At 55.2% G+C, this 18,687-nt stretch carries 14 protein-coding genes; 5 read left to right on the top strand and 9 right to left on the bottom strand.

Features of this window, described 5'->3' with window-relative positions; translation table 11 throughout:
- The first annotated feature begins 119 nt into the window (after positions 1-119).
- Positions 120-938: a siderophore-interacting protein gene (locus AC2AXP_RS04195; RefSeq protein WP_039992786.1), complete on the top strand. Its 819-nt coding sequence runs from the start codon at positions 120-122 to the stop codon at positions 936-938.
- Positions 939-1,248: 310 nt separating this feature from the next.
- Complete coding sequence (gene chaA, locus AC2AXP_RS04190; protein WP_004964577.1) at positions 1,249-2,349, top strand: sodium-potassium/proton antiporter ChaA; 1,101 nt, start codon at positions 1,249-1,251, stop codon at positions 2,347-2,349.
- 43 nt (positions 2,350-2,392) lie between these two features.
- Here the strand turns inward: chaA and lpxO are convergent, their stop codons facing one another.
- The 3 genes from lpxO to pqqU form a co-directional block, all read right to left on the bottom strand.
- Positions 2,393-3,295 carry a lipid A hydroxylase LpxO gene (gene lpxO / locus AC2AXP_RS04185; protein WP_039992229.1) on the bottom strand — a complete coding sequence of 301 codons (903 nt, stop codon included), beginning with the start codon at positions 3,293-3,295 and terminating at the stop codon, positions 2,393-2,395.
- A gap of 198 nt (positions 3,296-3,493) precedes the next feature.
- Positions 3,494-4,282, bottom strand: a complete 789-nt coding sequence (phoH, locus tag AC2AXP_RS04180) for a phosphate starvation-inducible protein PhoH (protein WP_004964582.1) — start codon at positions 4,280-4,282, stop codon at positions 3,494-3,496.
- A gap of 647 nt (positions 4,283-4,929) precedes the next feature.
- Positions 4,930-7,074 (bottom strand): TonB-dependent receptor PqqU, encoded by a 2,145-nt coding sequence (gene pqqU / locus AC2AXP_RS04175; RefSeq protein WP_198772723.1) that lies wholly within the window; start codon positions 7,072-7,074, stop codon positions 4,930-4,932.
- 324 nt (positions 7,075-7,398) lie between these two features.
- Here pqqU and rhaS point away from each other — a divergent pair, with 324 nt between their 5' ends.
- Together rhaS and rhaR are read left to right on the top strand one after the other, a co-directional pair.
- Positions 7,399-8,220, top strand: a complete 822-nt coding sequence (rhaS, locus tag AC2AXP_RS04170) for an HTH-type transcriptional activator RhaS (RefSeq protein ID WP_039992230.1) — start codon at positions 7,399-7,401, stop codon at positions 8,218-8,220.
- Positions 8,221-8,305: 85 nt separating this feature from the next.
- A complete protein-coding gene (gene rhaR, locus AC2AXP_RS04165; protein WP_039992231.1) occupies positions 8,306-9,163 on the top strand; it encodes an HTH-type transcriptional activator RhaR in 858 nt (285 codons plus the stop codon).
- 24 nt (positions 9,164-9,187) lie between these two features.
- On the opposite strand, the gene rhaT is transcribed toward rhaR, so the two are convergent.
- The 4 genes from rhaT to AC2AXP_RS04145 form a co-directional block, all read right to left on the bottom strand.
- Positions 9,188-10,222: an L-rhamnose/proton symporter RhaT gene (gene rhaT, locus AC2AXP_RS04160; protein WP_198772724.1), complete on the bottom strand. Its 1,035-nt coding sequence runs from the start codon at positions 10,220-10,222 to the stop codon at positions 9,188-9,190.
- A 223-nt stretch (positions 10,223-10,445) separates the two neighbouring features.
- A complete protein-coding gene (bglB, locus tag AC2AXP_RS04155; RefSeq protein ID WP_004964597.1) occupies positions 10,446-11,585 on the bottom strand; it encodes a beta-galactosidase BglB in 1,140 nt (379 codons plus the stop codon).
- A 22-nt stretch (positions 11,586-11,607) separates the two neighbouring features.
- Complete coding sequence (locus AC2AXP_RS04150) at positions 11,608-13,194, bottom strand: MFS transporter (protein ID WP_039992232.1); 1,587 nt, start codon at positions 13,192-13,194, stop codon at positions 11,608-11,610.
- A gap of 291 nt (positions 13,195-13,485) precedes the next feature.
- Positions 13,486-14,559, bottom strand: coding sequence for a LacI family DNA-binding transcriptional regulator (locus AC2AXP_RS04145; protein WP_449145161.1), 1,074 nt, complete (start codon positions 14,557-14,559; stop codon positions 13,486-13,488).
- Positions 14,560-14,826: 267 nt separating this feature from the next.
- On the opposite strand from AC2AXP_RS04145, the gene AC2AXP_RS04140 reads away from it, so the two are divergent.
- Positions 14,827-16,077 (top strand): maltoporin, encoded by a 1,251-nt coding sequence (locus tag AC2AXP_RS04140; protein ID WP_004964608.1) that lies wholly within the window; start codon positions 14,827-14,829, stop codon positions 16,075-16,077.
- Between the two features lie 117 nt (positions 16,078-16,194).
- On the opposite strand, the gene AC2AXP_RS04135 is transcribed toward AC2AXP_RS04140, so the two are convergent.
- Positions 16,195-16,515 carry a PTS sugar transporter subunit IIB gene (locus tag AC2AXP_RS04135; RefSeq protein ID WP_449145152.1) on the bottom strand — a complete coding sequence of 107 codons (321 nt, stop codon included), beginning with the start codon at positions 16,513-16,515 and terminating at the stop codon, positions 16,195-16,197.
- Positions 16,516-16,580: 65 nt separating this feature from the next.
- Positions 16,581-18,641 carry a beta-galactosidase gene (locus AC2AXP_RS04130; RefSeq protein WP_039992234.1) on the bottom strand — a complete coding sequence of 687 codons (2,061 nt, stop codon included), beginning with the start codon at positions 18,639-18,641 and terminating at the stop codon, positions 16,581-16,583.
- Positions 18,642-18,687: the final 46 nt, after the last annotated feature.

The raw sequence follows: 18,687 nt of genomic DNA, 5'->3' as shown, positions 1-18,687 counted from the left end.
CTGCATGGTGGTTAAATAGGCAAGTTTAGCTGAACATGCCAGCGCCCTCCATTGGCAAACGATTCTCATTATCAATCAACGTGATATACTGGCGGCAAAAAGATCAACAGGAGAACACCGTGACCACTGAAGCCCCTCGCAACCGAGCCCCTTATCTGATTAGCGTCGCCGGCGTGCAAGACATCACCCCGCATCTGCGTCGCATCACTTTTCATGCCGAGGATTTACAGTTCTATCCGGCCAACGCCGCCGCTGCGCATATCAAGGTGTTCCTGCCACGCCAGGGACAAACGCAGCCGGATTTGCCACGCCTGACGCCCAATGGTCCACAATGGGCTGACGATGCCATCCGTCCGTTGGTACGTACCTATTCGGTGCGCGCGGTACGCCCGGAATCACAGGAAATAGACATCGAATTCGCTCTGCACGATCACCAGGGCCCGGCGGTGCAATTTGCTCGCGCCGCGAAAGTCGGCGATAAAATCGGTATCAGCAATCCCGGCGGGCCCAAGCCGATGCTGCCGGAGGCTGATTTTTACTGCCTGGCGGGCGACCCCTCCTCACTGCCGGCGATTGCCGCCCTGCTGGAAAACCTCGCACCTCGCGCGCAAGGCCATGCGTTTATCCGCGTCGACAGTAGCGCTGATGTGATCGATCTGAAAAAACCGGCGGGTGTTGAACTGAGCTGGATTATCGGCGGCACCGACAAAACCGCCGAATTAATTAGCCAGTTCTGCGCGCTGCCACAGCCAGAGAGCGCGACACATTTCTGGCTGGCCGGCGAAGACCGACTGGTGGTCGAACTGCGCCGCTACCTGCGCCGCGAACGCCAGTGCGAGCGTAATCAGCTGTATGCGGTTCCTTACTGGCGTGAAGGGTTAAATGAAGAGGGATATCATGAAAAACGCCATGAAATAATGGATAACATTGATGACTAAGCAAGATAATCTCCTTTAACTACCAATAGCATGCAGAGTTTGCCATGCTTTTTACCGTACAGATAAAATAAAACTCATTAGTTGCGTAAAAGTAAGTAAATAAAACCGCCTTAATGGCGGTTTTTTTGTTACCCTGATCGCATAAAGCCGCACCGGCTTAGCCAGTAAAATCAGAATTTCACAACACCACAACACGCAGCCCGCCGGATGTGTTCTATTATGAAGTACTTTCTGGATACGCAACATCGCCGGCGGTGCAGGCGATCGGCGCGGCCGGGAGCCTGCAGTTAAAGAAAGGAGATATACCAAAATGAAGTCGCAACACGACCCAGGCCGCTCAAAATCACGCCACAGTGAATATTCCCTGCTGTTCCCGATTGCCGCTCTGGTCGTTTTAAACATGTGGAGCAGCACCAGCAATTTCCCGCTGATCGTCGCCATCAACGTTCTGGCGCTGGTCGGTATCCTGAGCAGCGCATTCAGCGTAGTGCGCCATGCCGACGTGCTGGCCCACCGGCTGGGTGAACCCTACGGCTCGCTGATCCTCAGTCTGTCGGTCGTGATCCTTGAAGTCAGCCTGATTTCCGCGCTGATGGCCACCGGCGACGCCGCACCGGCGCTGATGCGCGACACGCTGTATTCCATCATCATGATCGTCACCGCCGGCCTGGTGGGCGTTGCCCTGCTGCTGGGTGGCAGAAAGTTCGCGACCCAATACGTCAATCTGGGCGGTATCAAACAGTATCTGATGGCCATTTTCCCACTGGCGGTGATCGTGCTGGTACTGCCGAGCGCCTTGCCTGGCGGCAATTTCAGCATTGGCCAATCGCTGCTGGTGGCGATGATTTCAGCTGCCATGTACGGCGTTTTCCTGCTGATTCAGACCAAAACGCACCAGAGTCTGTTTGTTTATGAGCATGAAGACGACGATGGCGACCCGCACCACGGCAAACCCTCTTCGCATAGCAGCCTGTGGCATGCCAGTTGGCTGATCGTGCATCTGGTGGCGGTTATCGCAGTGACCAAATTCAACGCCGGACCGCTGGAAGGACTGCTGAACAAACTGAACGCGCCAACGCAGTTCACCGGCTTCCTGGTGGCGTTGCTGATCCTGTCGCCGGAAGGTCTCGGTGCCCTGCGCGCAGTGCTCAACAACCAGGTACAACGCGCCATGAATCTGTTCTTTGGCTCGGTGCTGGCAACCATTTCCCTCACCGTACCGGCGGTGACCATTATCGCCACCCTGACTGGCCAGACGCTGATTTTCGGCCTGCAACCGCCGCATATGGTGGTAATGCTGACGGTGCTGATCCTGTGCCAGATTTCGTTTTCCACCGGTCGTACCAACGTACTGAACGGCACTGCGCACCTGGCGCTGTTCGCCGCCTATATGATGACCATCTTCGCCTGACGCTCAACCGAGGCTGTGTGGGCGCACGCGCTGCGCCCCGCTATCACAACGCGAAGAAGATCCCGGCAGCAATGCCACCAAACAATAGCCATTTAATGATGTAATACAGCGTCTTGTTCCACGCTTTAAGACGTTTGCCAACCTTGCGAATGGCGTAAATGTATTTAAATATCTTATTGACGCCGCCGGTGCGATCGCCCTGTTCGTTGGGTGCCGTGGCGGCACTCATCAGGTTACGACCCAACCAATGGTTAACCCACTGCGTCCAGCGATAGCGCATTGGCCGTTCAATATCACAAAACAGTATCAGACGGTTTTGGCCGCTGGTATTTTCCGCGTAGTGCAAATAGGTTTCGTCGAACATCACCCCTTCGCCGTCGCGCCAGCTATACCGCTCACCATCGACTTCAATAAAACAGCGATCGTCGTTGGGGGTAATCAGCCCCAGATGGTAACGCAACGAACCGGCATAGGGATCGCGGTGACGCGGCAAGCGACTGCCGTCCGGCAATTCGGCGAACATCGCCGCCTTCACCGACGGCAGGCCACGCAGCAACGCGGTGGTCTGCGGGCACAGCGTCATCGCCGACGGATGGCTATCTTCATACCATTTCAGATAAAAACGTTTCCAGCCGGTTTTGAAAAACGAATTGAAACCCGCATCGTTATACTGGTCAGACGCCTTGATCTGCTGTATCGCCAATAGTTGCTGCCCTTCTGCGCGAATAGTCTGCCAATGCTCTTGCAACACCGCCAGTTCGGGAAACTGCGCCACGGACAGGTACGGCGTGGTTGGCGCGCGAGAAAACAGATACATAAAAACGTTCAGCGGCGCGGTGAAGGTTGAATGATCGGCAAGCTGGCGCCAAAAACCATAGCGTACCCGTCCGCGATAATGAACATAAACAACGCATAAAATAAATAAAATCAGAATGATGTATTTCATTTTTGCATCAGCACAATCATAGCCAATATTCCGCATGCCGATAGCGGCATCCGCCCTGTCGATAATATTTAACGGAGAAGCAACCTGTTTTCTACACAAAAAACCACAAAATATTACACAATAGCTCAACAACACGGCGATAACCGCCAGCGATAAAAAAGGCCGCCGAAGCGACCTTTTCATTAGGCGATAGGGAGGTTAACTGTAGGCATGGAGCGTACGTTGGCACAGGGCAGAACGTACGCAATCTTGTTTATCAAAACGGATAATACCGATCATCTCATCCTCTTCGAAGCGCTCCAGCGCATCGCTAAGGCCAGATTTCACCCCGCGTGGCAAATCACACTGGGTGACGTCACCGTTGACGATAACCGTGACGTTTTCGCCCAGACGGGTCAAAAACATCTTCATTTGACTGGCGGTCACGTTCTGCGCTTCGTCCAGAATAACCACCGCATTTTCAAAGGTGCGTCCACGCATATAGGCAAACGGCGCAATTTCCACTTTACCGATTTCCGGCCGCAGACAATATTGCATAAATGAAGAGCCTAAGCGACGGAGCAGAATGTCGTATACCGGCCGGAAATACGGAGCGAATTTTTCAGAGATATCCCCCGGCAGGAAACCGAGATCTTCATCCGCCTGTAACACCGGACGTGTAACGATAATCCGATCGATTTCTTTATGAATAAGGGCTTCTGCCGCCTTCGCGGCGCTGATGAAGGTCTTGCCGCAGCCGGCTTCACCGGTGGCAAAAATCAACTGCTTATTTTCTATGGCTGATAAGTAATGACCCTGAGCTTCGGTTCGTGCCTCGATGGGGGAGCTATCGCGCTTGTCTCGCGCCATGCCGATAGACTCAACACCACCCATTTGTACCAGCGAGGTTACGGACTCTTCTTCAAGCTGGCGATGACTACGAGCGTCACGACGAATTACGCGTTTCGCTTCACGACGTGCTTTGATCACTGCTTTCTGTCTTCCCATAGTGGCACCTTACAGTTTGTTTCACCTACCGCATCGGCTATTGCCGCGCGATTAATGTTTCACACACGTATTAGGTTTTGGCCTCCTTCGAGCCAATATAAGCCAATGAATGAAGTGAACGCACGGCAACATTGCTGTGCCGAGCTTCACCGGACGGAGAGAGAATAAAATGTGCTGCGGACAAAACGGCGTAGTAACGAAAATTCTGCAGGAAAGGGTAGCTAACGGCGAGAAATTGAGAGTCGGAGAGAGAACCCTCGTTACAACGAGAAATCAGGGAGGTGAGATTATTTTTTATCATTCGCCCAAACAAGGACTTTACCATTAGCGATCCCCGCAGTGTTATTTACAGCTTCAGCTGTGCACCGTGTAAAACTACCGCCAGATAATTACAGTATAATGACATTTAACTTCAGCGCGTTACTAAAATGTAAATATTTTTAATCTACATTGTTTCTCAACGGCACAACTGCACTATATCACGCGAATCCGCGCCAACCATAAAAATTTATTTTTTAATATATTTCAAAAGGTTAGCTAAAATCAGGCAAGATTGCATTTTTATATATCGGTTAAAAACTGCGCAACCAAAAGCGGGGTACCCCGCTTGGCTTAATTGACCTCACCGGCAGCGTTGGCAATGGTCGTCATTCAAAGCTATAGGCAACGCTAAGCCCAGCACCCCAATTTCTACCCGGCGCCGGTTCATAATAACGACCATTACCTTCATTAACGATAACCGAGCCGACATACTCACGGTCAAACAGATTGTCCACCCGACCAAACAGGTTAAACATCCAGTTGCCCAGTGGATAACGGTAGCCGGTATTCACGCCAACCGTGGTATAGGACGGTGCCTGCTCGCTGTTTTGATCGTTGACCTGAATATCGCTCATGTAGCGCACTTCCGCCCCGGCGTACCAGCCTTCCGGCGGCGCCCAGCCCAGCGACGCATAGCCCATGTTGCGTGCAATGCCCGGCATGCGGTTGCCATCGGGAATGGTTTTGTCGCCGGAACACTGCGCATCGCCGCATATCGAGTTACGATAGCGCGCATCCAGCAGCGTCCAGGCCATTTTTAACTGCCAGGCTTCGCCAAACTGCTGGTCGAGCGCCAGCTCAAGCCCACGGCGCCGCGTCTGCCCGGCATTTTTATAGCTGCTGCGGCCATTACGGCTTTCGGCCACCACTATTTCGTTTTTGGTGTCGGTCTGGAACAGCGCTGCGCTCAGCAAGCCATTGCCAATGCGGGCTTTACTGCCAAGCTCTATCGAGTCGCTGGTCGCCGGTTTCAAGCCGAAATTCATCCCCGGCTCACCATCCGGGCGATAAGACAGTTCATTGATGGTTGGCGTTTCAAAGCCACGACCGGCAGAAAGATAGGCATTCCAGCCATCCGCCAGCGTGTAACGCAGCGAGCCGGCCGGCAACCACTGATGATAGCGTGCGCTGCCGCTGTCGTCGCCATTGCCGGCGGTAATATAATGGTCGTTGGAATCAAAATTGACGCTGCTAAAACGCACGCCGGCGTCCAGCGTCAGGCGCGGTGTCAACTGCCATGAGGTTTGCAGATACGGATCCAGATTCCACATCAGGTTGCGTTCATCACGCCGCAAATTCCCCTTGGTCCCCAATTCGGTTACGCCATTGACCATGGTGAAGTTTTCATAACCTTTGCGGTTTTCACTCATGGTTTCATAGTTCAAGCCGCCGGTCAGGGTATAGGGCACGGCGGAAATCTGGCCACGATGCGTCCAGCGCGTGTCGATCCCCTGATAATGCCGTGCCAGTTCGATCACTCCGCCTGGGTGCTGGGGGCTGCGTTGCTGCACCGCCAGCGGAATCGATTGATATTGTGTGGTTTCGCGCTCGCCGGCATACATCATCACGCTGAGATCGTCATCGCTGCCGATCTGCCGCTGATAGTGCAACCCGGCCTGCGTCTGCGATAAGGTTTTACGCGTATTGTACTGTTCGGCGCGCGGCGCCTGCCGTGGATTTTCATGCCATTCGTCGGCGGTAAGACCGCCAGGATCGTTGGCCTTGAGATCGACGCTGTTGAACAGCAACGTCAACGTGCTGACATCGTCGATGCGCACCCCCAGCTTGGCATTGCCGAGATTCTTGCGTGCCCCGCTATGATCGCGATAGCCCTGGGTCGTAAAGCGGGTGGCGGAAACGGCGTAATTTACATCGCCGCTCTGGCTACCGTCGCCGGTGGCACCGGTAGCCTTGACGCCATAGCGCCAGGTGCCGTCGCTGCCGGTGTACATGCCGCTTTCCAACTGGTTGGGCTGGCGGCCGGTTTGCGTTTCGACGTTCATCATGCCGCCGGAAGCGTTGCCGTACAGTGCGGAAAATGGCCCGCGCAGCACTTCGACCTTGTCGACCGAGTTGAGATCGATGTTCGACGTCTGCCCCTGGCCATCGGGCATGGTGGCCGGAATACCGTCGACATAGATCCGCACGCCGCGCACGCCATAGGTCGAACGGGCGCCGAAACCGCGTATCGACAGTTGCAGATCCTGTGCGTAATTCTGGCGATTTTGTATCTGCAGGCCCGGCACGCTGCCCAGGCTTTCCGACAGGTTGATTTGCGGCCGTGCATCGCGCATCTGCTCGCCATTCACCACGCTGACCGCAGCCGGCGTACTCAGTTCGGACAGCCCGTCGCGCTTGGCTGAAACCACCAGCGTACTTTCCTGCTCTGGCGAACTCTGCGCCGCGCGCGCTGACGTCGACAAGATAACCGGTAACACCAAGGCCGAAGCCACCACCATTTTTTTCTGCATGAGTTTATTCTACAGTCCCGATCACGTTGGAAACATTTTGTACCATTTGGAACGAGGATGCGACGAGTTATTACTGATAACAATAGATTGGAACACCAGCCGGCGCGTTTTTATCTGGTTTCCCCGCCCAACTCCCCGGCTCGGGTGCCGAAGGGTTGTGACCTTGCACACATTTTTAAACATTCTCGTAACATTCTTGAAAAAGCGACCGCCTAAGCGCCGTTTCCGGTCAAAACTTTAAGGTTCCTGTGCCAGCCATCTCATACACTCGCTGAGTAATGTCGTGCGGCAATTGTGCGGCACGTTTTTATTCAGGAGGGCAAGATGACGCTTTTGCACAGCCGTGATTTTTTCCCTTCCGGCTATCAGCCGGTGGCAATTGAACCGCGGGCACCTCAGCCGGCATTTCCAGAACATCACCATGAATTTTATGAAATCGTCATCGTTGAGCAAGGCGCCGGCGTGCACGTTTTCAATGGACATCCCTATACGCTCAACAGCGGCAGCGTGTGCTTTGTCCGCGATCATGACCGCCATCTGTTTGAGCAGACCAACGGTTTATTCCTGACCAACGTACTGTTCCGTGCGCCTGACGCCTTTCGATTTTTGTCCGGCGTCGAACATTTCCTGCCACGGGAATGCAACGGCGTCTACCCGGCACACTGGCGTATCGGCCAACAGGTATTGCAACAGATCAAACCATTGATCAACCGTCTGATGGTCGCCCCGCAGCAAGAGTGCAACGAAGAGATCGCCCTGCATGAAAGTCTGTTCATGCAACTGCTGGTGCAATTGCGTCAAGGGTGTATGGCGGCACGCGGCGACGATCAACAAGGGCGTTTACACCAGTTGCTCGACTGGCTCCAGACGCATTACGCCGAGCCGATTGACTGGAGTGAACTGGCGGAGCGCTTCGGTATCCCGCTGCGCACCCTGCACCGCCAGCTCAAGAATCACACCAATATGACGCCGCAGCGCTACCTGACGCATTTACGCCTGTTGCAGGCGCGTCATCTGTTATGCCATAGCGACACCAGCGTCACCGATATTGCCTTTTGCTGCGGGTTTGGCGACAGCAATCATTTTTCCACCCTGTTCAAACGCGAATTTGCCTGCCCGCCCCGCACCTTGCGCGGTCAACGGTGAAAATTAAAAAATACGTCGTTCATCAACCTAATGCCTGCGATTTCAAGTAATAATGTTCCCCCCTTTTCGATGGTGAGAACGCTGAATCATGCGACCCCTGCTGCTTGAAAGCCGTGATTATCTGATATCGCCGCAAATGCCGGTGGCGGTGGCGGAACGTTACCCGCAGCAAGGGTTCGCGCCGCACACCCATCAGTTCTATGAAATCGTCATCGTCTGGCGCGGCAACGGCCTGCACGTGCTGAACGATCATCCCTATCGCATTACCTGCGGCGACATCTTTTACATTCAGGCCAGCGACTGCCACAGCTATGAATCGGTGAACGATCTGGTGCTGGATAACATTATCTATTGTCCGGAACGGCTGCGCTTCGGCGCACAGTGGGACCACCTGCTGCCGCCGTTTGACCCGCAAAATGCGCGCTACTGGCGGTTGACCACCCAGGGCATGAATCTGGCGCGGCCGATCGTCGCCCAGCTTTCGCAGGAGAGTCGCAAAACCGATACGCTATCGATTCAGCTCACCGAAGCGCTGTTGCTGCAACTGGCCATCGTCCTGAAGCGTTATCGCTACGCGGTAGACGACGCCTATCTGTTGCCGGATGGCGAGCAGCTGGATTTGCTGATGGCGGCGCTGCAAAATGGCATTGAGGATCATTTCGACCTGGCGGCATTTTGCGCACGCCACCAGTTGACCGAGCGGGCGCTGAAGCTGCTGTTCCGCCAGCAAACCGGCATGACCATCAGCCACTATCTGCGTCAGCTACGGCTGTGTCAGGCCAAGCGCCTGCTGCGACGCAGCGACTACCTGATCGGCGAAGTCGCCGCGCGCTGCGGTTTTGAAGACAGCAATTACTTTTCGGTAGTGTTCGCCCGCGAAGCCGGTATGACTCCAAGGGAATATCGCCAGCAGTTTATCGCCGCAGGCGTCTGCCCAAGGTAACCCGTCACGCTGGCGGCGCTCGCTTCAGTACGCCATGCCCAACCCGACGATATTGGCAGCCAGAATGATGATCAATCCCCCCAGCACCAGCACCCGCAGCGGTTTGTTGCCGGCGGCGCGCCACTCTTTCAGCAGCAGACCGACAATGCCGCCACACAGCACATAGAAACTCATATGCAGCATCCAGCTCATATAGTCATACTGCGCCGGAATGCGCGCATGTCCCCAGGCGTAGAAAAAGAATTGCAGATACCACATCAGGCCGCCCAGGGCAGAAAGCAGCAGGTTGACCAGCAGCAACGGTTTGGCCAACGAGAAATCAGCCCGCAGCGACAGCGTTTTTTTGCACGCCAGGCGCACCAGGCAATAACCGAGGTTGATCACCGCCCCGCCGCCCATGATCACCACGTAGCTCGGCAACGCTACATACAGCGGACTGATGCCGACCGCCGCCGCGGCATGATGCATCGGCTTGGCGGCGTCCATGGCGAACGACATGCCGGCCGAGAAAATACCGCACATCACCGCCAGCACCAGGCCTTTCTTCAAGTTGAACTCTTCGGCGCGAATGCCGAGCGCCCGTTCTTTCAACAGACCGGCATAACTGACCACGCCGACACCAATCAACGCCACCAGCACCCCCAGCAACGTCAGCAATCCGCCAGGCGTACCGAACAGCAGCATGAAACGCCCTTGCAATAGCGGCGTCATCAAGGTGCCGACGATCAGCGTAATACCGATGGCGATACCAATGCCCATCGACATGCCGAGGTAGCGCATCGTCAGACCGTAATTGACGTTGCCGATGCCCCACATGGCGCCAAAGAGAAACACCGGCAACAGCGTCGCCGCGCTGAAGGAGCCGTAATAGTGCCAAAAGTCCGGCAGCAGCCAATAGCTGATGCTCCACGGCAGGATCAGCCAGGACACCAGTCCGCCGATCGACCACATGGTTTCCCAGGACCAGCGTTTGACCTGTTTGAACGGCGCGTAAAAACATGCGGCGCTGGCGGCGCCAACCAGATGCCAGAGTATTCCCAACCAAATCGCGTTATTCATCCTGTCTTCCTTTGTCTATTGTCACGCGGCGCAACCCGGAACCGTAGGGCCGCAGATAAAACGCGAGTCTAGGAAGTCTGGTCAACGCTGACCTTCGGTTGAGTGCCGGGAGATATATGACGCTGGCAGAATTCAGCAGATGCGGATGAGAACGATCACAGAATTGAAAGCGTTGGATAAACCCACGCGCGCCGTTCGGCGCACGTGGTTCAAGCAGCGGTGGTTACAGGTAAACGCGCAGATATTCACTCAGGCACAGGATCGCCATCGCCTGGCCGTATGGCATCGAGGTCAGCGGCACCTGACGATAGTACGCCAAATCCTTGCCCATTGCGGTGCCGAACGACACCTGCAACAGCTCCCCTTCGCCATTGATCTGTTCAATGACGCCTTTTACCGCCTTGGCCGCCACCTCGGCATACTGCTCGCCAATATAACGTTTACGTACCGCCTTCAGCATGCCGAACGCGAAGCCGGCGGTGGCCGAGGCCTCCAGATATGAATGCGGATCGTCAAGCAGCGTATGCCATAAACCGCTGTCATGCTGACAGCTGGCCAGCGCCGCCACCTGATCCTGCAACACCTGCAGCAGGAAACGACGCGTCGCGTCATGTTCCGGCAAATCCAGCAGGTCGAGGAATTCGGGGATAACGATGGTCAGCCAGCTGTTGCCGCGCGCCCAACGCGCCTTGGCGAAGTTGTGTTTGCCGTCGAAGGTCCAGCCATGGAACCACAGCCCGGTTTCCCGCTCCATCAGATGCTGGGTGTGGATCAGAAACTGATACTTGGCTTCTTCGATATACGCCGGGCGGTTCAGCAAGCGACCGATTTTAGCCAACGGCAGCACCGTCATCATCAGCGTGTCGTCCCACAGTTGCTGATGATTTTCCTCCGCCAGCGTCACATGCTGCATGCCGCCGCGTTCGGTGCGCGGCATTTCGTACATTGCCCATTCAGCCCAGCGCTCCAGATACGGTAACCAGCGCGAATCACCGGTTTCTTCGTAGCGGTAGGCCAAGGTCAGGAACGGACAGACGGTGTTGACGTTTTTGGTCGGCGTCCCTTCGGCAAAGCGTGCGCTGAACCAGTCGTCAATAATGGCACGCATTTTATCGTCACCGGTCTGTTGATAGTACTGGAGGATACCGTAGAGACCAACGCCGTGTGTCCACTCCCACCCGGCCCAACCTTTGGTATCAATCACCCGACCATCATCCAGCCGCAGCAAGAATTCGCCGTCCACATCGGTGATGTTTACCAGATTATCCACCAGGCGACCGATCAGCGCATGCAGCGTATCACGGCTGATGAAACGCTCAGGCTGGCGCAATAACGGACTGTGTTTTACGGGATAGACCAACATAACGTAATCCTCAAAATCATCATTACTTGTAGTGAGTCAAGCCGGCGACGCCACGCGCACTGGGCCGTGACGGCAGCGCTGCGGCAGCCGGCTTGTTGCGGTTGAGATAGCCAATGTTGTTGTTGCCCCACAGCGACTCGTAAGGCATCCCCGCCAGCGTCTCGATAATCTCGCGCGCCGGCGGGCTAATGTTTTCCGGTACCACGTCGCCGGCAACACGCATTTTTACCGTTTCCTCGCGTAACACCCGGTGGGTGTCCAGATTCAGTTTAAAGCGCAGGGAAATCAGGAAACCGATGCTCAACACCAGCACGGTGCCAAAACACAGCACCATTAAAATGGTGTGACTCACCTCCGGCCGCTGGACGCTATGACCGGAAACAAAGCCGGAATATTGCAGCATGATACCCACCAGCATCACCGCCCCGGCCTGGGACGCTTTGCGCGACAGCGTCATAATGCCGGCAAAAATGCCCTCGCGGCGTTGACCGGTGATCGCTTCGTCAACGTCGGCGATGTAGGTGTAAATATTCCATGGTACATAGTTGATACCGCCGCGCCCAAGACCGGCGAGGGCCGACACCAGCAGCAACAGCGAGAACACGTCGTTGAGATTGGCGTAGTACAACAGCGCATACGACATGGCGCTCAGGCCGAACAGCACCACTACCATGCGGTAGCTGGGCGCCGGGCCAAAGCGAATGCACAGAGGGATCATGGCAATGACGGCAATAAACTGCATGATGGCCATGGTGCCCATCAGATTGGAGGCCACCGAAGCGCTTTGCATCAGCACGAACACCACGTAATAGGTAAACACCGCGTTGAACACGTCCTGTGCGATATAGCCGCCAAGATACATGCCGAGATGCTGGCGAAAAATGCGAATGCGCAAGGTGGAGCTCAGTTCAATGCCCAGCCGACGCAGACTCTGCCACAGCGTCAGTTTCTGCCGCTCGGCTTCCAGCGCTGCGGCAGATTTCTTCTCTGGCGGCCGCTCCCAGGTGAAACAGTAGACCAGCGTCAATACCAGCGCACAGATCACTGAAAACACCAGGCTGGCATAGAAGAACGAGATCGGATTGTCTTTACCAAAATAGCTCAGCAGCATACCCGGCAGGAACGCGGCCAGGATGGCGGAAAGCTGCGCCAACGCAATGCGCGCGCCAGAGAACTTGGTTTTTTGTTTGAAATCATCGGTCATTTCCGGCACCAGCGTTTCATAAGGCACCAGAATCGAGGTGTATACCACGTCAAAAAACAGGTAGGTCAGCAGATAATAGCCATAGCTCATATCGCCAACCCACATCAGGCTATAACTGAATACCAGCGGTATGCCGAGCAGAATGAAGAATTTGCGGCGGCCGAAGCGCCTGCCGAGCCAGGTCGAGCCAAAATGGTCGGTCAGGTAGCCCATCAACGGGCTGACCAGCGCATCCAGCACTCTGGCCATGGCGAAAATAAACGTCGCTTCGATCGGACTGAGCCCGCAAAAGGTGGTGTAAAAGTACAGCAGCCAGGCCGCAGTCAGCGCGGTGGTTCCCGCCCCCAGAAAATCCCCCGAGCCGTAGGCAAGATAGTTTTTCAGCCCTATCTGGCGAGTATTCATTGCTGTCATCCTCATGGCCACATGACGGGAAACGTCCCGTGGTGCTATGGAACCTACCGGTAAAATAGGGAGATGAGCGCAGCAAAACCTTGCCATTTTTGCCAGCACGCCACACCGGGTGGCAGTGACGGAAAGATGGCGACGATCTACCTCTCCATTTTTATAAAACGAGGTTTTGATTATAATGAATCGTTGTATCTATTTATGTGAGAGTGGCGTGTTTTTGCCGTTTAGCGATGAGATATTTGCGGGGAAATGCTGCCCCGACGTTCGGTCTGGGGCAAGCGAAAATCACTGGCTAAGCTGGTGGGCAAGCTGCCGCAACTGGTCGGCAATCTGCTGCAGGTCTTGCTTACAGCGTTCCTTCGGCCCGCTGGACTGGCGAATAACCAGTTTGGCCGGCAAAATGGAAGAAGAACGCTGCATTTCGTCGTCGCTGGCGCTGAGGATCCGCCGCACCGCCTCCCTGCCCTGTAAATCCAGATCCAGTGATACCGTGGTCAACGCCGGGTGGAAGAAGGCGCTCTCATAGGCGTCATCATAGCCAATCACCGATTTTTGCCCTGGGATCGACAGCTGGTTCTGATGAAAAGCGCTTAGCACCCCGAGCGCCATCTGATCGTTGGCCACCAATACCGCTGAAAATTGCGGCGTTTCGCGCATCATTTGCAGCGCGCCAGCGTAACCGCTCTGCGCGTCCCAATTACCATGCAGCACAGTGACCGGTTGCAGAGCGTAATCCTGTAAGGCCTCCAGCCAGTTCTTCAACCTCAGGTTGGCGGAAATAGAGTGCTGCGGCCCGGCCAGCAGCGCGATATCCCGATGGCCGATTTCATACAGGTATTTAACGCTGGCGCGGGTACCGTCGGCAGGATTGAACGAGATGTTAAACACCGAGCTGTAAGGATCGACGTCAAGAAACAGACAAATGATGTCATCGTTATCAGCGGCGATCTTTTCTGCCGCTGCGGTTTCCAGCGGCACGTTGATGATAACCTTCTCAACCCGCTGCGACTTGAGTTCGTTGATCGCATCCTGCACTTCATGATTGACGTTCTCATCGATCATCGAGATCAACACCTGGTAGCCCTCGGCATTGGCGTAACGCTTGACCGCCGCAGCAATCTGCGAAGGCGCGTGCAACGCCAGCGAAATGGTCACCAGTCCTAGCGTACGGCTCTGCTTGCCGACCAGTTGTTGCGCCAGCCGATTGGGGACGTAGCGCAACGCTTCGATGGCATGCTCAACCTTGCGGCGCGTGGCTTCAGATACGTTGGCCGACTTGTTCAATACCCTGGAAACGGTTTGGTAAGACACGCCGGCATGGCGGGCGACATCCTCTAACGTCGTGCTTTTGGACTTCATCATCAATTCCCTACGGTTGCTCTGCGATGATTGTAACAGGCTATTCACCTTCGACACAGTTACCCCTGTCACAGTCAACAAAAACACCATGAAAGTTATTCGTTCACATTATGGCAATCAGTGATCGCACTCACTTATCGTAACAAATCCCGCTGTTTTGTTTGCACTAAATCACAATAAATTAATTATTCAATTGTACGTTTTTACAATTAGTCATTTTATAGCCTCGATTATGTGAACGTATTACAAAAATATAAAGAGGCATACATGAACACAAAACTGCGTAGCGTTTCCGTGGCGTTGGCGATGGCACTCACCGCTCCTGCCGTTTTTGCCATTGATTTTCATGGCTATTTACGATCAGGGGTTGGCGTTTCTCGCGATGGTGGTCTGGAGGAGTGGCAAAAGAACAAGGTTGGCCGTCTTGGCAATGAATCTGACACCTACGGCGAGATCGAGCTGGGCGCCGAAGTGTATAAAAAGAACGACGTCAGTTTTTATGTCAACAGCATGGTCAGCATGGTTTCCGACGGTTCCAATGACAATGAAAGCACGTTGAACGACGATGCCGAATTTGGCCTACGCCAGCTGAACGTGCAGATCAAGGGGCTGATCCCCGGCGATCCGAATGCGGTGATCTGGGGCGGAAAACGTTACTACCAACGTCATGACCTGCACATCATCGATACCAAATACTGGAACATTTCCGGCGCCGGTGCCGGGGTGGAAAACCTCAGCTTCGGGCCAGGTGCCGTCTCCGTCGCCTGGATCCGCGGCGATGGCAACGACGTGGACTATCGGGTAGATAACGACAACGATCTCAACATCAATTACCTCGATCTGCGCTATGCCGGCTGGAAACCGTGGGCCGGTGCCTGGACCGAGTTTGGCATTGATTACGCCATGCCGAACCCGACCAACAAGCAAAAGCAGTATGGCGGCCTGTACGACGCGGAAAACGGCGTGATGCTGACCGGCGAGATAAGCCAGGACATGCTGGGCGGCTACAACAAAACGGTGTTGCAGTACGCCACCAAGGGACTGGCGCAAAACATGATTTCCCAGGGCGGTGGCTGGTATGACGTTTGGAACAAAACCGACGACGCCACCGGCTATCGCGTCATCAATACCGGGCTGATCCCGATTACCGACAAGTTCTCCCTCAATCACGTTCTGACCTGGGGCTCAGCCAATGACATCAGCGAATATATCGATAAAAGCCGCCTGATTTCGCTGGTTGGTCGCGCGCAGTATCAGTTCACCGATTATGTTCGCGCCATTGGCGAAGTCGGCGGCTTTTATCAGAAAGATGACAACAAGGACGGTAGCCACTACAAACAGGGGGGTGAAAAATACACCGTGGCGCTGGGACTGGCGGATGGGCCGGACTTCATGTCGCGGCCGGAACTGCGGGTGTTTGCTTCTTATATGAATGATTCCGAACAGGGCAAATCCTTCCAGGATGGTACGGCAAGCGATACCTGGAATTTCGGCGTTCAGGTTGAAGCCTGGTGGTAAGCCGTTTCTGTTAAACGATATGACCTGTTTTAGTCCTACCCTCATCTCTATTTTTGACGATGCTCTCCGGTTAATGTCAGCCGTGGATAACCGTTATTGGCGGTTATCCACGTTTTTTTAATTCGCATGCTTTACCGCGAATCGCTGTTCCAATAATTGTCGCAGATTGTCTGACTGCTTGCCGAAAATAGCGTGTACCTCCTGGCCGATAATAATCACCCCCAGCGCTCCTGCCTGCTGTAACCCTTCGCTATCCAGCGCGGATAATTGCCTGAGCTTAACCCGCAAACGGGTAATACAGGCATCGACGTGAACAATATTATCCCTACCGCCAAGACAGCGCATCAGCGTCGCCAAATAGTCGTCATCAACATTATTGACTGCCGCCGGTTTTGGCGGGTGAGAGAAATAGTGAATAAAGGCTTTCAAGCTGACCATCGTTATCTCCTGCAAACACACATAAAAAAACGCCCGTTCAAATGAACGGGCGCTGCGGTAATCGCTTAATCCAACCGACGGGTAATAACGCGGCAGCCCCATGGCCCCAGCGGCAGCTCACCCTGCAGCGTTTCCCCGTCCGACATATCCTGGTATATCGCCGGCAGCGTTACGCTCTTGGCGCGATCGCTGTAGTTTTGCACGATGATGAACTCACTCTCGCCGTCGCTGCGCCGATGCGCCGTCACCCCTTGCGGCAGCACGGTTTCCAGCGCACGGGGCAGCGCCAGTTCGGCGATGATCTTGCCAAAGAAATCGCGCTGGAATGCCGCATCGTTGCGTGAAGCGACGTACCACGCCTTGCCGTTGCCAAAGCTGTTGACCGTCAGCGCCGGGCGACCGGCATAAAAATCGCTGCCGTACACCGCCAGCGCGCTGGCGCCTTCCAGCGTAATCAGCTCGCACAAATGACGAGCCTGATAGCTGCCTTGCAACCCCAGCGCATTGCCCGGTACGCCGCGCACGCTGTTGGTTTCCTCATCGGTCAGGCAGTCTATTTCCTCCGCCCAGATGCCGAGCACGTTACGCAACGGTCCGGGGAAGCCGCCGAGGTGACACAGGTCGCTGTCGTTGACCACGCCGCTCCAATAGGTGACCACCAGTTGTCCCCCTTGGCTGACAAAGGCTTCCGCCCGTTCGGCGAAGCCGTCACGCACCATGTACAGCATGGGCGCAATCACCAATTTATAACTGGACAGATCGCAGTCGGCATTGATGATATCCACCGCAATGCCCTGTTCCCAAAACGGCCGATAATGCTCGGCGACCGTGCGCTCATAATGCATGCCGCTGTTGCGCGGCCCCTGCGCGTCATCCAGCGCCCAGCGGTTTTCCCAATCGAATATCACCGCCACCTGCGCTTCTACGCGGCTGCCGGCGACTGGCGCCATGGCGGCCAGCAGACGGCCCAGCTCGCAAACCTCCTGCCCCACGCGGGTATCCAGTCGACCAGAGTGGTCGATCACCGCGCCGTGGAATTTTTCCACCGAGCCGCGGCTTTTCCGCCATTGGAAATACTGTATCGAGTCCGCGCCGTGCGCCACCGCCTGCAATGACGACAGAATGTGCATCCCCGGTTTTTTCAGCTTGCTGGTGGGCTGCCAGTTGGTGACGCTGGGCGTGGATTCCATCAGCACAAATGGTTTGCCCTGTTTTAGCGTGCGCATCAGATCGTGGTACATGGCGGTATAGCAGGCCAGATCGCTTTCGTCCTCCTGGTTATGCCACATTGGGTAACTGTCCCAGGAGATAAAGTCGATCGCCTGCGCCAACTGCCAATAATCGTAGTCGTAGAAATATTCCATGAAATTGGTGGTGGCAGGCAGTGACGGGTTGGCGGCCTTCAGCGGCACGATCTCCTGCGCGCAAAAATCGGTGGCCTGCGCGGTGCAAAAGCGCCGCCAGTCAAGGTTCAATCCGTGGATCGACACTTCTCCCTGCGGCGCCGGCGATTCAATCTGTGACCAATCGCTGTAAGTGTGGCTCCAGAAGGTGCTCCACCAGGCCTGGTTCAACTTTTCCAGCGTCTGGTAGCGCTGTTGCAGCCAGACACGGAACTGGCTCTGGCAGCGGTTGCAATGGCAGTCACCGCTGTATTCGTTGGAAATGTGCCAGCCGATCACCGCCGGATGGTCGGCATAACGCTGCGCCAGTTGACGGTTGATTTCGTTCACTTTGCGGCGATACACCGGCGAGGACAGGCAATGATTGTGCCGGCCACCGTGCAGCGCTGGCACCCGATCGCGCCCGACGCGCAGCACTTGCGGATATTTTTGTGACAGCCACGCCGGTCGCGCGCCGCTTGGCGTCGCCAGATAAACATAAATTCCCTGTGCATACAGCCGTTCAATCACCTCATCCAGCCAGGCGAACTGATATTCTCCCTCTACCGGCTCCAGCATCGCCCAGCTGAAAATACCCACCGACATCACGTTGCAGTGTGCCTGCTTCATCATTTCAATGTCTTTATCCAGCATTCCCGGATAATTAATCCACTGCTCCGGGTTATAGTCTGCCCCATGCAATAGGCCGGGCGCCCTTGCATTCAAAGGAGGAAATTTGTTCATCATGATTCCTTAAAATTAACCACCCAAGGTATTAACGAAATACGCG

Source organism: Serratia sp. Sp408 (assembly GCF_057180665.1).
This window is presented reverse-complemented; position numbering and strand designations above follow the sequence as displayed.